The organism is Gammaproteobacteria bacterium (assembly GCA_019911805.1).
Taxonomy (GTDB): Bacteria; Pseudomonadota; Gammaproteobacteria; order Thiohalobacterales; family Thiohalobacteraceae; genus JAHJQQ01.
In genome coordinates, this window is sequence record JAIOJV010000111.1 from 46323 (window position 1) to 60190 (window position 13868).

The 13868-nt window shown below is 62.1% G+C and carries 14 protein-coding genes; 8 read left to right on the forward strand and 6 right to left on the reverse strand.

The features are described from left to right. Positions 1–31: 31 nt before the first annotated feature. From lon to K8I04_14130, 5 genes are all read left to right on the forward strand, one after another. The gene (gene lon / locus K8I04_14110) at positions 32–2374 is read left to right on the forward strand and encodes an endopeptidase La (protein ID MBZ0072847.1); all 2343 of its coding nucleotides are present in this window, start codon (positions 32–34) and stop codon (positions 2372–2374) included. A 285-nt stretch (positions 2375–2659) separates the two neighbouring features. Beyond that, entirely contained in the window at positions 2660–4462 is a 1803-nt protein-coding gene (locus K8I04_14115) for a chloride channel protein (GenBank protein MBZ0072848.1), read from the forward strand. Positions 4463–4529: 67 nt separating this feature from the next. After that, positions 4530–5018 (forward strand): DsrE family protein, encoded by a 489-nt coding sequence (locus tag K8I04_14120; GenBank protein MBZ0072849.1) that lies wholly within the window; start codon positions 4530–4532, stop codon positions 5016–5018. Beyond that, positions 5002–6018 carry an MBL fold metallo-hydrolase gene (locus tag K8I04_14125; GenBank protein MBZ0072850.1) on the forward strand — a complete coding sequence of 339 codons (1017 nt, stop codon included), beginning with the start codon at positions 5002–5004 and terminating at the stop codon, positions 6016–6018. The genes K8I04_14120 and K8I04_14125 overlap by 17 nt, the downstream gene beginning before the upstream one ends. A 58-nt stretch (positions 6019–6076) precedes the next feature. Beyond that, a complete protein-coding gene (locus K8I04_14130; protein ID MBZ0072851.1) occupies positions 6077–6286 on the forward strand; it encodes an NAD(P)-binding protein in 210 nt (69 codons plus the stop codon). Here K8I04_14130 and K8I04_14135 read toward each other — a convergent pair. The 5 genes from K8I04_14135 to K8I04_14155 all read right to left on the reverse strand — a co-directional run bounded on the left by K8I04_14135 (position 6244) and on the right by K8I04_14155 (position 11012). Then, positions 6244–6894 (reverse strand): class I SAM-dependent methyltransferase, encoded by a 651-nt coding sequence (locus tag K8I04_14135; protein ID MBZ0072852.1) that lies wholly within the window; start codon positions 6892–6894, stop codon positions 6244–6246. The two genes, K8I04_14130 and K8I04_14135, sit on opposite strands and share 43 nt — an antisense overlap. Before the next feature lie 98 nt (positions 6895–6992). Beyond that, on the reverse strand, positions 6993–8672 hold the full coding sequence (locus K8I04_14140; protein ID MBZ0072853.1) for a GMC family oxidoreductase: 1680 nt from the start codon (positions 8670–8672) through the stop codon (positions 6993–6995). A 127-nt stretch (positions 8673–8799) separates the two neighbouring features. After that, positions 8800–9408 carry a gluconate 2-dehydrogenase subunit 3 family protein gene (locus tag K8I04_14145; GenBank protein ID MBZ0072854.1) on the reverse strand — a complete coding sequence of 203 codons (609 nt, stop codon included), beginning with the start codon at positions 9406–9408 and terminating at the stop codon, positions 8800–8802. Between the two features lie 23 nt (positions 9409–9431). Beyond that, positions 9432–10682: an NAD(P)/FAD-dependent oxidoreductase gene (locus tag K8I04_14150; GenBank protein MBZ0072855.1), complete on the reverse strand. Its 1251-nt coding sequence runs from the start codon at positions 10680–10682 to the stop codon at positions 9432–9434. 12 nt (positions 10683–10694) lie between these two features. Then, positions 10695–11012, reverse strand: a complete 318-nt coding sequence (locus K8I04_14155) for a cytochrome C (GenBank protein MBZ0072856.1) — start codon at positions 11010–11012, stop codon at positions 10695–10697. Positions 11013–11644: 632 nt separating this feature from the next. Here K8I04_14155 and K8I04_14160 point away from each other — a divergent pair. Both K8I04_14160 and K8I04_14165 read left to right on the forward strand, forming a co-directional pair. Further along, a complete protein-coding gene (locus K8I04_14160) occupies positions 11645–12256 on the forward strand; it encodes a cytochrome b (protein ID MBZ0072857.1) in 612 nt (203 codons plus the stop codon). Between the two features lie 119 nt (positions 12257–12375). Next, positions 12376–12702, forward strand: a complete 327-nt coding sequence (locus K8I04_14165) for a hypothetical protein (GenBank protein ID MBZ0072858.1) — start codon at positions 12376–12378, stop codon at positions 12700–12702. On the opposite strand, the gene K8I04_14170 is transcribed toward K8I04_14165, so the two are convergent. Further along, a complete protein-coding gene (locus K8I04_14170; protein ID MBZ0072859.1) occupies positions 12681–13103 on the reverse strand; it encodes a phage integrase N-terminal SAM-like domain-containing protein in 423 nt (140 codons plus the stop codon). The two genes, K8I04_14165 and K8I04_14170, sit on opposite strands and share 22 nt — an antisense overlap. Before the next feature lie 181 nt (positions 13104–13284). Here K8I04_14170 and K8I04_14175 point away from each other — a divergent pair, with 181 nt between their 5' ends. Next, complete coding sequence (locus K8I04_14175; protein ID MBZ0072860.1) at positions 13285–13668, forward strand: hypothetical protein; 384 nt, start codon at positions 13285–13287, stop codon at positions 13666–13668. The last annotated feature ends 200 nt before the right edge of the window (positions 13669–13868 follow it).

Here is a 13868-nt window from a genome sequence, read left to right on the forward strand (position 1 = left end):
GGCGACTCAGCCGGGTGGTGACGACACGACCATGAAGCCGCTGCCGACAGACGCACTGATCCTGATCCCGACCCGCAACATGGTCCTTTTCCCGGACGTGATCACACCGATCGCCATCGGTCGGGCGGTCTCGGTCGCCGCGGCGCAGGAGGCGGTTCGCAGCGAGAGTCGCATAGGGTTTCTGCTCCAGCGTGATCCAAAGACGGATGACGTCGGTCCCGATGACCTTTACTGGGTCGGTACCGCCGGCCAGGTCGTGCGCTACATCACCGGCCAGGACGGGTCACATCATCTCGTTGTGCAGGGAATCACGCGCTTTCGCGTGCTCGAATTCCTGGACGGCTGGCCGTTTCTCGTCGCGCGCGTGGCCATGATCGATACGGTCGACGACAGCGGACCCGAGATCGAGGCACGCCTGCTGCAACTCCGGGAACAGGCGGTCGAAGCGGTCCGGCTGCTGCCCGACGCACCCGACGAACTCGCTGGCGTGCTGGGCGGTATGACGTCACCGGCCCTGCTGACCGACATGGTGGCGAATTTCCTCGACGTGAAGCCGCAGGATAAGCAGGATCTGCTGGAAACCTTCGACCTGCAACAGCGCATGGACAAGGTGCTCGAACGCCTGGGCGAGCGCGTGGGTGTGCTCAAGCTGTCGAAGAAGATCGGCGACCAGACCCGCGCGGAATTCGATCAGCGGCAGCGCGAACATGTGCTGCGCGAGCAGATGCGACAGATTCAGAAGGAACTCGGCGAGGATGACGATACCAGCGCCGAGATCGAAGAACTCAAACAGGCGATCGAAACCGCCGGCATGCCGGAGGAGACGCTCAAGCACGCGCGCAAGGAACTGAAGCGCCTGGAGCGTATGCCGGAGGGTGGCGGTGAGAATTCGATGCTGCGCACCTATCTCGAATGGCTGACCGAACTGCCATGGAAGGAAGAAGACGCCCCGCCGATCGATATCGGTACGGCGCGACAGGTACTGGATGAGGATCACTACGGCCTGGAGAAGATCAAGCGTCGTATTCTCGAATACCTCGCGGTGCGCAAGCTCAATCCGCAGGGCAAGAGCCCGATCCTGTGCTTCGCCGGACCACCCGGGGTCGGCAAGACCTCGCTCGGCCAGTCGATCGCGCGCGCTACCGGGCGCAAGTTCCAGCGTGTATCGCTCGGTGGCGTGCACGATGAGGCCGAGATCCGCGGTCACCGCCGCACCTATATTGGTGCACTACCGGGCAACATCATCCAGGCGATGCGTCGCGCCGGCACCCGCAATACGGTGCTGATGCTCGACGAGATCGACAAACTCGGTGCCGGCGGCTTTCACGGCGACCCGGGATCGGCGCTGCTCGAAGTACTCGATCCGGAACAGAATTCGAAGTTCCGCGACAACTACCTGGGTGTCGACTTCGATCTGTCGCAGATCCTGTTCATCGCGACCGCCAATATGCTCGACGCCATCCCCGGCCCGCTGCGCGACCGGATGGAAATTATCTCGCTCCCGGGCTACACCGAGGAGGAGAAGATCGAGATCGCGAAACGCTACCTGGTGAAACGTCAGCTCGATGCCAACGGCCTCACGCCAGAACAGGCCGATATCACCGATGCGGCGCTGGCGGCAATCGTCGGTGATTACACCCGCGAGGCCGGTGTGCGCAACCTCGAACGCGAAATCGGCGCTACATTCAGAAGCGCGGCGATGCGTATCGCCGAGGGCAAAGCCACACAGGTCACGATCGACGTGCCCGACCTGCACGCGATACTCGGCGCGCAGCGGTTCGAGAACGAAGTGGCGCTGCGTACCGCGACACCGGGCGTGGCTACCGGGCTCGCCTGGACACCGGTGGGCGGCGACATCCTGTTCATCGAGGCAAGCCAGGTACCAGGTGCAGGGAAACTCATTCTCACCGGCCAGCTCGGCGATGTGATGAAGGAATCGGCACAGGCCGCGCTGACGCTCGCCAAGACCTGGACCGGCAACGCGCTCGGCAAGACCGATATTCATGTGCACGTGCCGGCCGGCGCAACACCGAAGGATGGCCCCAGCGCCGGTGTCGCGATGTTCATCGCGCTGATCTCGCTGCTCACCGAGAAACCGATACGCAGCGACGTGGCGATGACCGGCGAGGTATCGCTGCGGGGACTGGTGCTGCCGGTCGGCGGCATAAAGGAAAAGGTGCTCGCCGCACTGCGTGCCGGCATCACGACCGTGATGCTGCCGAAACGCAACGAAAAGGATCTCGAGGACGTGCCGGCGGAGGCCCGTGACAAACTCGAGTTCGTGCTGCTGGAACACGTCGAGGACGCGGTGGCGGGTGCGATCGGGGCGGATGTGCGGCCGCAGCATTCACCACCGGAGTCCGAGGTCGTCTGACCGCGGCATTGCCCCTGTCCACCGCCGTGCCGGACGCTACGCCCGTGTGAGCTGTACGGCCCGGCCGGATTACCCATCGATGTCCAACCGGAGCGCCCGCGGCCAGCGGCGTGACAGCGGCCACGGCTGGCCCGAGCGTCGGATCGACCGTCGCGCAGAGCGTCGGCAGGAGTGGAGGCGGGGTGCTGTCGGGCGAAAAGGCGGTTTATACTGCAGCTACGCCAGCATCCGCACCGCGGCGAGGGATCGATCTTGACTGACCGTGTATCTGCCGACTCACCCCCTGTGGCGCCGCCTGCCACACGCCGTTTCATCGGATACACGAGTCCACACATCGCACTCGAGGCGTTGCGCAGCGCCCTGGCACGCACCGATGCGCTGTTTCCACTGTCGGTTATGGGGTTGCTCGCCGGGCTCGTGACCGGTGTGGTGATCGTGGCATTCCGCCTGCTGACAGAACACGCGCTGGTGAGCGTGGGCTGGATGGATGACGCCGAGAACTTCGAGGCGCTGACCTGGCAGTGGATACTCGCATTGCCGATCGTCGGTGGTCTGGTGATCGGCCTGCTGTTCCAGTGGGTGTCCGTCTCTTCACGGCAGGTCGGTCCGGGCCACGTGATGGCGCAGCTCGCGCAGCATGCCGGCTGGCTGCCATGGCGCAATGCGGTGCTGCAGTTTTTCGGTGGTGCCGCATCGATCATCAGCGGTCATTCGGTCGGACGCGAGGGGCCGGTCATCCACGTCGGCGCGGCCAGCGCAAGCCTGCTCGGACAATGGTTGCGCCTGCCGAACAACAGTATCCGTACGCTGGTCGGGTGCGGGGTCGCCGGTTCGATCGCCGCCTCGTTCAATACACCGATCGCCGGTGTCGTCTTCGCGATGGAAGTGGTGCTGCTCGAATACACACTGGTCGGCTTCGCGCCGGTGATCCTCGCCGCGATGGGCGCGGCCGCGGTAAGCCGCCTCGTCTACGGCCCCGCGCCGGCCTTCGCCGTGCCGAACCTGCAGTTGGGGTCGCTGCTCGAACTGCCATATATCGTACTGCTCGGTGTCGTCATCGGCTGCCTTGCCGCGGCTTACGTATACGGTACGAAAACCCTCGATAGGCGCTCGCGCCACCTGCCGTTGTGGCTGCGCACGACGGCCGCCGGCGTCTTCACCGGGCTGTGCGCGCTGGTCGCACCCGAGGTCATGGGGCTGGGTTACGACACCGTGCAACTCGCACTGCTGGGTGACCTCGGTCTGCTCGCGCTGGTGACGATCGTAGTGTTCAAGCTCGCCGCCACCGTCGCGTGCGGCGGGCTGGGCCTGCCGGGCGGACTCATCGGGCCGATGGTGGTGATGGGCGCCACCGCAGGGGGCGCACTGGGTATCGTCGGCGGCTGGCTGATGCCGCAAAGCGGCGCCTCCGCGGCCTTTTACGCCACGCTCGGTGTCGCCGCCATGATGGGCGCAAGCCTGCATGCGCCACTCGCGGCGCTGATGGCGATCCTCGAACTCACGGCGAACGCGAATACGCTGCTCCCCGGCATGGCGGCGGTGATCCCGGCACTGCTCGTGGCGCGCAGCCTGTGCGGACAGGACTCGATCTTCGTTGCGATTCTGCGCGGACGTGGCCTGGAGTATCGGTTCGATCCGGTGGCACTGTCGCTCGAACGCACCGGTGTGAGCGCGGTGATGAACACGCGCTTCGCCGTCGTCGATGCCGATGCGGGTGCCGAGGCACTCACCCAGGTGCTGGCAACGCAGCCCGAGTGGCTGCTGATCACGCGTGAGCACAACGTGCAGGCACTCGTGCAGGCACCGTCGCTACCTGCACCCGATGAGCCTGCGGAAGCATTGGATGGCGCCGATGAAGCACATACCATCATCGACTCGATCGTCGCGCATGCCACGCCCTTCGCGCGCGTGTCGACCTACGCAACCTTGCGCGAGGCGTTGCAGCGGCTCAACGAGGCCGACGCCAATGTCGTGCTGGCCTTCAACGGCAGCAGCGACCGCGCCGACCTGGTACGCGGGGTGATCGAGCGGGTGCAACTCACGGGCTCGAAGATCGGTGCACGCGGTCCGACCGCAGAAACGCTATAGTGTACCTAATCGTACGTCAGTGACCGCTGAGTGTGCAGCGCCGCGCAGCAGACCGGGGAGATGGACAATGACAAATTTCATCCGCAAGACTTTGCTCACACTGCTGATGTTTTCCTGGGCAGTGGTCTGCCAGGCGGGGGATGCCGCCGCGCCCTGGGGCAGGGCACAACTGGAATCGATCGATTACCGGCCGCAGAAGGTCGTCTACGATGTTGCCGTCGGCAGTGTTGACGCGTTCACAGGCGTACTCGACCGGGTCAGTTACCTGAACAATCTCTATGCGGCCGATCCGTTCGAGCAGTCGATCGTGCTGGTACTCCACGGCGATGAGATCGCGTTCTTTGCCATCAAACATCTCGACCGGTACCGTGAGCTGATGCAGCGCGCGCAAAGTCTCACGCTGGCCGGCCCCATCGAGTTCCGGATGTGCCAGGTGGCCGCAAGAGGTCACGGCCTGGAACCGGGTGATATCCACGGTTTTGTCAAAGTGGTACCGATGGCGGACGCCGAGATCGTGCGGCTGCAACAGGAGCAAGGCTATGTGTACATGCGCTAGGCAAACCGTGCCGGCGTTACTGCTGGTACTGGCACAATCCGTCGTTATGGCGGCACAACCGGTGCAGACACCGTACGGTGCCGTCAGTCTGCCGTTCGAACTGCACCAGGCCCCTGGTGTGCCGGTCTACTACGTCATCGGCGAGTCGGGCGTACCCGACGCGGTCAACGAGGGGCATACCTCGAATGCCGGGTTCGTGGTCACGGATGGCGGGGTGGTGGTGTTCGATGCCTTGGGCACGCCGGCACTCGGCTACCGCCTGCTGCAGCGCATCCGCGAGGTCACCGACCAGCCGATCGACCGGATCGTCATCAGCCATTACCACGCCGACCATATCTACGGGCTGCAGGCGTTCAAGGACTACGCCGGCAATCCACCAGTGTGGGCACAACGGCTGACGCAGAACTATGCGGGCGGCACTGCCTCGACCCAGGGTGAGGATGCGGAGCGTCGCCTCGCCCAGCGCCGCGAGGCCCTGTTCCCCTGGGTGGACGAACATACCCGGGTCGTGCCGCCCGACCATACCTTTGATGACAGTGCCACCTTCAAGGTGGGTGGCGTGACGTTCGAACTCAAGCACCTGGGTCCGGCACATGCACCCGGTGACAGCATCATGCTGGTCAAGGAGTATGGCGTACTGTTCAGTGGTGATGTCATCTACAAGGGGCGTGTGCCGTTCCTCGACAGCCCCGAGACCGATATCAATCACTGGCTGCAAGGGTTGGATTACCTGTTGAAGCTCGATCCGCCGCCTGACTTCATCATACCGGGGCACGGGGTGGCATCCACGGATATCCGCGAGGCGATCACCGAAACCCAGGAGTACATCGACTACGTACGCGATGCCATGCGCAAGGCAGTGGCCGATTTCACCTCGTTCGATCAGGCCTATGCGGAAACCGACTGGTCAAAATACCGGGATCTGCCGGCGTTCGATGCCAGCAACCGTGGTAATGCCTACCGTATCTATCTGGAAATGGAGGCCGAGCAGTTTCACTAGGCCTGACCGTCCACTTTGAAGCGGCCCCGACAGTACCAACAAGCACCAGCTATAGGTTATGACCAAGCGTGACTCGACGATTGTCGGTGGAGGCGCCGGTGGGTTGGTGGTGGCCAGTGTGGCCATGCAGCCGGGTCTGAAGGTCACGCTGATCGAAAAGAAAAATAAACTGGGTGGTGATTGCCTTCCTCATGGCGGCGTACCTTGCCGCCACGTCTTGTGGCACTACGCATCCGCCCGGCGTGCAGTCATCAGAAAAACGGGATAGTCCCGTGTGCCGGACTCGTGTTCCTTGGTAATACTGAACAGGGTTTGAAACTGAATGTCGACAAACCCTGCCTGTGCGGCGTGCCGGCTCAGCTCGGCATGGTCGAAGCCGTGGTGTACATCGACCTCCGGGCCGTGAAATGACCCATCTTCGTTGTCCAGGTCGACAATGCACAGGTAACCAACCGGATCGAGCAGGTCGTGAAAGACGCGCAGGATATGGCCGGTGTCGGGGACATGGTGCAGCGTCATCGAAGTGACGATCAGGTCGAAGCGTTGTGCCGGTGGTGGATCGGTCAGCAGGTCCAGCTTCATCGGTGTCATATTCGTCACACCTTGTGCAGCGATTTTCCTGGCCACCACATCGAGCATGCCGCTCGAGCTGTCCGCCAGCACCATCGCGCCGAGTTCGTCCTTGAGCGGAAACGAAAGCAGGCCGGTGCCGCAGCCGTAATCGAGCGTGCGCATGTCCCGACGCAAGGGCACGGTCTGGCGGATGGCCTGCGCAATCTTCAGACCGCGTTCCCGGAAGATGGGGTTGTCGTCCCATTGCTGGGCGATGTCATCGAAGTGGGCGGCGTCGAGTTTTACAGAGTCGTCGGTCGTCATGGCGGATATCCAGTAATCAGTTCAAAGACATTCAGGTCGTCGGCCGGTCGCCCGGGGCCGTGTTCATCGCCACGATCCGGGACAAGCCCGACAGGCTCCTAGAGCCGGGCCTTGATCCGGTCCGCCACCCGAAAGGCGTTGGCATAGATCGTCCAGGTATACGGCACACTGCCGCCGGTGGGCATGAAGCTGCCATCGGTGACATAGAGGTTGTCGACATCATGGGCCCGGCAGTCCGCGTCCAGGACGGATGTGGTGGGGTCGGTGCCGAAGCGGCAACCGCCAGCCACCAGGTTCTGTGGCGGAGAACCGCTGATACTGGAACGGATGTTCTGCGCGCCCAGCGCCGCCAGCACCGGCTGGACCCGTGCATTGATATAGCGACCCACTTTCAGATCATGCTCGTGGTAACCGATGCGCACCTTGGCCACCGGCGTCCCCCACTTGTCGGTCACTCGGCCGTCGAGCGTGACGAAACAATCATCGGTCGGCAGCCAGTCACAGAAAATCTCGTAGCGCAGGTACTGCGCCTCGGTGAACACCGCTTTCAGCCGCTGCTGCAGGCGGTGGCCCCACACCAGCTGACCATCAGCGTCCCACTTTTCCGCCAGCGCCCTGCCGATGGGGTTGGGATGGCTTAACAGAAAGTCGACCGTACCGCCCTTGGCGCGGCCGCCGAAGGCCTGGTCATCGATGGTATACCAGTCCTGCAGGCCGCGGTTCACGAAGGGGCCGCGCGTTTTCAATGCCGCCGCGACCGTATCGTCCACATCGGCATAGACCAGATCACCCGTGCCGGAACCACCGGCCGAGAACAACAGATTACGGCCGACCTGCCCGTGGCGGTTCGCCAGACCATGCGGATGTCTCAGCCCGACAGAACTCAGCAGCAGCCGGCTGGTTTCGATCGCCTGACAGGCGACGACGAAAATCTTTGCCGTCACCTGCTGCGGCTTGTCATCGGCGTCGAAATACTCCGCGGCAACCACCTTGCCGGTGGCATCGCTGCTGAGCTTGTAGACCTTGGCGTGCGGCTGGATCTGACAATTTCCCGTCCGTAGCGCACGCGCCAGCAGCGCTGCACGGGAACTGCCCTTGGCGCCCGACGAGCAGCCATAGCTGCCGCAATACCCGGAATATTCGCAACTGCGGCGCTCATCCCGGGGCTGGGTCAGAATCGCGCGCGGTGTCGGTAGCGGGTGCAGACCGAGCGTCTTGCAGGCTGCATCGATGTGGCTGGACACCGGGTGCTCCTGTGTGGGCGGGTACGGGAACCCGGCCGTGGAACGCCGCTCGGCGAAGGGATGATCGACCACCCGTCCGGAGACCCCGACCTGCGTTTCCACCTGCGTGTAATATGGCTCCAGGTCGTCGTAACTGATCGGCCAGTCAACGACGTTCGCGCCTGCGATCGGCCCGAACTCCGAGCGCAGACGAAAGTCCTCGGGCTTGAGCCGGTAGAAGAACCCGCTCATGAAGTTCGACGAGCCACCGACGCAGTTACCGTTCCAGAAATCCCAACCCGAGACGGAGGTCGCTTCACCGACCCAGTCGCCGTAGCCATCGAGATCCTCGATCACGTGCTGCTCATCGGCGAGCTTCGGTGTGTACACGCTGCGCTGACAACAGGCCAGGTCATCCTTGAAGAAATCCTGCTCCGTCAGCCACGGGCCTTTCTCCAACACCAGCACCGAGTGACCCGCGGCAGCCAGCGTCCAGGCCACCGGGCCACCCCCCGCGCCGCTGCCGATCACACACACATCAAAATCTTTTGCCATCGTCTCTTCAACTTCCTGTCGCGTAGGTTGAATTGCAACCGTAGTTCCGGCTGAGCGCAGCGACGCGTATCACCCGACCCTCGATCCATCCCCGGTTTGATTCTGCCTCGCCCAGCCCAGTTGACACCTAGGTCGCCTTGCGCTGAAAAGTCACCCGCTCACCGACCTGGTACCACAGCTTGTCCCGGGTCGGCCGGGGATAGCCGGGCTGGTGTTCCAGCCACCGCCAGCCAATGCCGTCCGGATTACCGCCGTATACGGGATCGGCGAGCAATGCCTCCAGCAGATACGTCAACAGCAACGACAGCCAGTTGCGTCCGGCCCCGCTCTGCTCGATCTGGTGCAAGGAGGCCTCCTGCTGTTGTTCATCGAGCGCTGCGAAGGGCTGCTGGTAGGTTTCCTGCGTGAGTTCGTTCAGCCAGCCGACACCGTTGAAGATGAAGGTGGCGTCGTCACCGTCCGCATGCGGATTTTCAATCGCAGCGTGCAGATACTGCAGCGCGCCGATATCGACCGCGCCCGGCGCGGTCGCAGTGGCGGGAAACAGCTGCAGCTGGACAGCGTTCAGTGTCTTCCAGGGGTCTTCTGCCGACCAGTCACCCATGGCCGGTGCCGCCGCCACCTGTTCGCGCAACGCCGCCAGTGCAGAAGCCGGATACGTCGTCACCAGCGCGCCCAGAACCGTCATCCGGTGCAGGAAGGTGCGGCGGCTGACGGTATAGTCACGATCGCTCATGGTGGATACCCTGGTCCATCGCCTCAGGCAAAGGTGTCCGCCATGATCGCATCGAACCACTTGTTCATCTGCTTGAAGTTTTTAGGCGTCCACCCGTTCGATGCGACCGACGCCTTGGCCACCGGTTTCATGCTGCGGGCCGCGGGATCATATTGAAACACCGCCGTCATCCAGCCCGCCTCGCTGCGTGTGATGGTGGAGTAGCAGGCCGAATTGGTCACGGGGGCGGGATCGGGCTCATGGCCTGCGAAGATGCGCGTCAGTGCATCGGCGCAGACTTTGGCCTGCTGATTGGCCATCTGGCCGGCCAGGGGTTGTGTGGTCTTGCAGGAATCACCGATCACATGCACCTTCGGTGCGATGGAACTGGCGTAGCTGAGCACGTCGACCGGTGCGAACCGTACTTGCCCCTCAGCCGCCAGCCCGGCGTTTACCACCAGTGCCGCTGCCCGCTGATGCGGGATCAGATTGACGACGTCGGCACGCACCGAACCGCTGCTGGTCGCCAGCGTCAGCTGCCTTGGATCGACCGAGGTGATATCGACACCCTTGCGATACTCGATGATGTCGCCATAGAGTTCGCTGAAGGCCCTCTGGAAATTCTCTTTCTCCACCGCGATGTCCGGATTGGCATCGATCAGAATCAGCTTGGCACCCGGTTTATTCGCCCGCAACCAGTCCGCGACCAGACAGGCGCGTTCGTACGGCCCCGGTGGACAGCGATAGGGCATTTTCGGCACCGTGATGGCGACCACGCCGCCGGCCGGCAACGCCGCCAGTTGCTCTGCGAGCAGCGTCGTTTGCGGCCCCGCCTGCCAGGCGTGTGGCATCCGGCTGACATCGTCCAGGCCGGGCACGGGGTCGAAGTCGATACCGGGCGCCAGAATGATGCGATCTGCCGTGAGCCGCTGGCCCGACGCCAGCCTGACCGAGGTGGCGACTGGATCGACTTCGACCACGTCATCGATGATCAGATTCACACCGTAGCGCCCTTGCAAGGCATCGTATCCGAAGGCCAGGCTGGATAGCGTCCGTTGCCCGGTGAGCACCAGGTTGCTCATGATGCTGGAGGTGTAGGTCGCCTGGCGTTCGATCAGCGTGACGTCGATCGCATCGCCCCACAGGCGCAGGTACTTCGCTACGCTGGCCCCCGCCATCCCGCCGCCAACGACCAGCACACGGGCCTTCGCTGAGCGGGGGGCCGCGGTGGCCATGCCGCTGGAAAGAAGTACGGCCAGACCCGCCGCGCTCCGGAGAAACGAGCGTCTATCCATGATTCAAGCCTTTCAGCGTGGTTGTTGCGAAAACCATTGGCTGAGTTCGTGTAACTGAGCATCGCTATAGCCCATGGCATGGGGCGCCATGATGCCTCCATCTTCTTCGCCGGACTGATATTTTTTCATCTTTTTGAACAGCTTGCGTTCTGACTCACCAGCCAGCTTGTCGAACCCGGGTCCGTTGCCGTTGGTACCGTGGCACTGAAAACAGTTGGACGCAAGCAACCGGCCGGGCGGGCTGACCGCTGTCTGCGCGAGGGTGGCCTGGCTCGCGGCGAACGCCGCCGCTGCGGTCAACACGAGCAGGGTCAGGTGTGACGAAGCCATGGTGTATGTCCTGTGCATCCCGATGTGACGGTCAGGCCGTCGGAGGAGCCTCCGCTTACTGAGCCGGAAGACCGTTCATCCATATCATAGACCAGAACCCAGGCCTGATCTGCACGCTGCCACGCGTTGCATACCTGAGTCGTGTGGACCTTCAGGCGCCAGGCGTCATCGCGCAAGATCCGCAGCTTGGCCTCGACGATACGCGACGGCCGACTGGGCAAACCACAGGCCGGGGCAATTGCACTTTTGTTACAGACTGTCACAGGGATGTGTGAACCGATTTGAACCCATTGATTTATGAAGATAGCGGGTACGTAGAGGGCACAATTTCCAAGCTGTTTGGCGCACTAAAAGCTTGCTGATTGAAGTGCACCCGGTCGCAACGAACGTGCGACTGCCTCTATAATTTCGATGCTGACGACGCGGCTTCCATGAGACCCGGGCGTCTGCAAATGGCCGCCTATATCCGGCTACTCCGACCAACTCGTTGAGTACCGCCCGGCGCAACGCCAGCGCTCGCGCCAAGGTGGGTCTTGGCCGCCTGCGGGTCCGCACCGGTTGGTTCAGGTCTCACGGTAGCAGCCTGATGGCCGGCTCGGCGGGGGAGGCAACGCAATCTTTTGGGAGAAGCGATGACTTGGAGAAACACCACCGACCGTTACGGGTCGCTGTCGATCGGCATGCACTGGGTGATGCTGCTGTTGATAATCGCCGTCTATGTGGCGATCGAGTTGCATGACATCGCTCCGAAGGGCAGCACGCTCAGGGCGAACCTGAAGACCTCGCACTTCATGCTCGGCCTCGGCGTCCTCGCGCTGGTTGCGGTGCGCCTCGCGACGCGCGCCTTCGCGGGACCGGCACCACGCATCGAGCCCCCGATCCCGGTCTGGCAGCACCGCCTGGCCGTAGCTATGCATGTGGTGCTCTACATCTTTATGATCGGGATGCCCCTGCTCGGTTGGATCGCCATCAGCGCCAAGGGCAAGCCGGTTTTCTTCTTCGGCATGCAGTTGCCGGCGCTGATCGGTCAGGACAAGGCCTTGTACGACTCGCTGAAGGAGATCCACAAAACGATCGGCACGGCCGGCTACTATCTGATCGGCCTGCATGCCGCAGCGGCACTGTTCCATCACTATGTGATGCGGGACAATACGTTGCTGCGGATACTGCCGACGCAGCACGAATCATCGTCCCAGGCACGGTATGGGTCCTTCCACACACTTGATAAAGGTACCGGGCAGTAGGGCACCGCTGGTGGTCGCCCAGGTGCCACCGTGAACACCCCGGGGGCCGGGCGTAGCGGGTGACTGCGCGGCAGTGTACTGTTTTCCGGTAACCCAGAGTCATCGCTCAGAGAGCCACCATGGCGCGCCGCTACCATTACCACGTCTATGTAGTAGAGCTCTCGAACGACGTCCTTGATGAGCCCAAATTCAAGAAGTCCAATCCGGACTACGAATATGATAAGCCATGTGTCTACGTCGGCATGACGGGCCTGGACCCGGATATACGCTTCGATAAACACATGGCAGGCATCCAGTCGAACCGGTTCGTCCGAGAGTATGGTTTGCGACTCATGCCAGAGCTGTACGAGATGTACAACCCGATGCCGTATGAAGGCGCGCGCGAGATGGAAGTGGAACTGGCGATCGGCCTGCGTGAAGCCGGCTATGGTGTCTGGCAGGCCTGAGGCAACTCGCTACTGGGCACGCAACCGCTCAGCCCGTGCGCCCGTCGTAGCCGTACTAACCCGTGCAGCAGAACCATCGGCCGCCGCTGCGGCCGCCGAACCCGGATCACGCCGCCGAGCCATCCTGGCTCGATGTCCGGAACCTTCCTGTACAGAAAGAGGAGGGCGGACAAGGCTTGATTTTGCGTAGAGGCTGCGACATTCTTCTGAACAGCCAGATAAATCAGAAATGCCGTGATCTTGCGCTCGCTCATCTCCTGCGGGTAGCGCCTGGCATGAAAAAGAATGAAACGGCGGATCCACTGCACATACATATCCTCAGTGCGCCGGCTGTAGTGCCGGACGCGGATCGCATCACGGACCTGATCGAGAAGCCGGGGAGTGGCCATATGAGCCTCCATGCTCCATTTGAATTTCCATTCAGCACTCTGTCAGGAACCTGAGTCCGTGGTTTCAAGGCGGGGCAGAGTGACTATGAAGCCCAATTATTCTGCTTTCGACGGAGCTTTTAGGCTCCGCAATTGTAGTTGTGTTTTTAAGAGGTGATCCGTGTACAAGATCTTATCCTCAACAAGAACGGACATGAACGAAGGCTGGGTGTGGCTCAGCGATCACGATTTTGCGCCGCGATCAATCATCAAGATCAAGAACAACTCAAATGGTGCAGTCGTGTATTGCGAAGCCTTGGAGATTGACGATAACTTCACGCAGCAATACAACCAAGCACCACGAATTAACATTGCTCAAGGCGAGAACACGATCGTAATAAATGGTTGGTATCGAAGCCGGCTGGGTGAGATAGAAACGCAAAAGAATCACGACTTAGAGGTTTCGGAGGCGAACGGCTTGTCGGGCAGGTTCCTCGCGAGCACAGGTCATCCCCAAGTAGTAGTCCGTCTGGCAACTTTGCTGGGAGTCATTAGCGTGGTGTTGGGCATCGTCAGTATTGGCTTAGCATTCAAATGAAACATAACACGTCGCTCCAGCCGACGACAGCGCTGATGCACCTCCTCAGCTGAGCTTATCGTTATCGCGCCGGGCAAAGCTCGGCGTATCTTGCAGGGTGAAAGTCCCTGTCGGGTAAGGGCTAGCCACCCACCCGTATCGAGTCTTGCGTCCCTGGCGGAGTTGTGTGATCCACGACGAACAAGAGGGGCGAAGCGTAG

Coding starts and splice junctions, on each gene's coding strand:
- K8I04_14120 (MBZ0072849.1), top strand. CDS start 4,530: ATGACAAATTTCATCCGCAAGACTTTGCTCACACTGCTGATGTTTTCC.
- K8I04_14170 (MBZ0072859.1), bottom strand. CDS start 13,103: ATGGAGGCTCATATGGCCACTCCCCGGCTTCTCGATCAGGTCCGTGAT.
- lon (MBZ0072847.1), top strand. CDS start 32: ATGAAGCCGCTGCCGACAGACGCACTGATCCTGATCCCGACCCGCAAC.
- K8I04_14160 (MBZ0072857.1), top strand. CDS start 11,645: ATGACTTGGAGAAACACCACCGACCGTTACGGGTCGCTGTCGATCGGC.
- K8I04_14150 (MBZ0072855.1), bottom strand. CDS start 10,682: ATGGATAGACGCTCGTTTCTCCGGAGCGCGGCGGGTCTGGCCGTACTT.
- K8I04_14145 (MBZ0072854.1), bottom strand. CDS start 9,408: ATGAGCGATCGTGACTATACCGTCAGCCGCCGCACCTTCCTGCACCGG.
- K8I04_14125 (MBZ0072850.1), top strand. CDS start 5,002: ATGTGTACATGCGCTAGGCAAACCGTGCCGGCGTTACTGCTGGTACTG.
- K8I04_14155 (MBZ0072856.1), bottom strand. CDS start 11,012: ATGGCTTCGTCACACCTGACCCTGCTCGTGTTGACCGCAGCGGCGGCG.
- K8I04_14135 (MBZ0072852.1), bottom strand. CDS start 6,894: ATGACGACCGACGACTCTGTAAAACTCGACGCCGCCCACTTCGATGAC.
- K8I04_14130 (MBZ0072851.1), top strand. CDS start 6,077: ATGACCAAGCGTGACTCGACGATTGTCGGTGGAGGCGCCGGTGGGTTG.
- K8I04_14165 (MBZ0072858.1), top strand. CDS start 12,376: ATGGCGCGCCGCTACCATTACCACGTCTATGTAGTAGAGCTCTCGAAC.
- K8I04_14175 (MBZ0072860.1), top strand. CDS start 13,285: ATGAACGAAGGCTGGGTGTGGCTCAGCGATCACGATTTTGCGCCGCGA.
- K8I04_14140 (MBZ0072853.1), bottom strand. CDS start 8,672: ATGGCAAAAGATTTTGATGTGTGTGTGATCGGCAGCGGCGCGGGGGGT.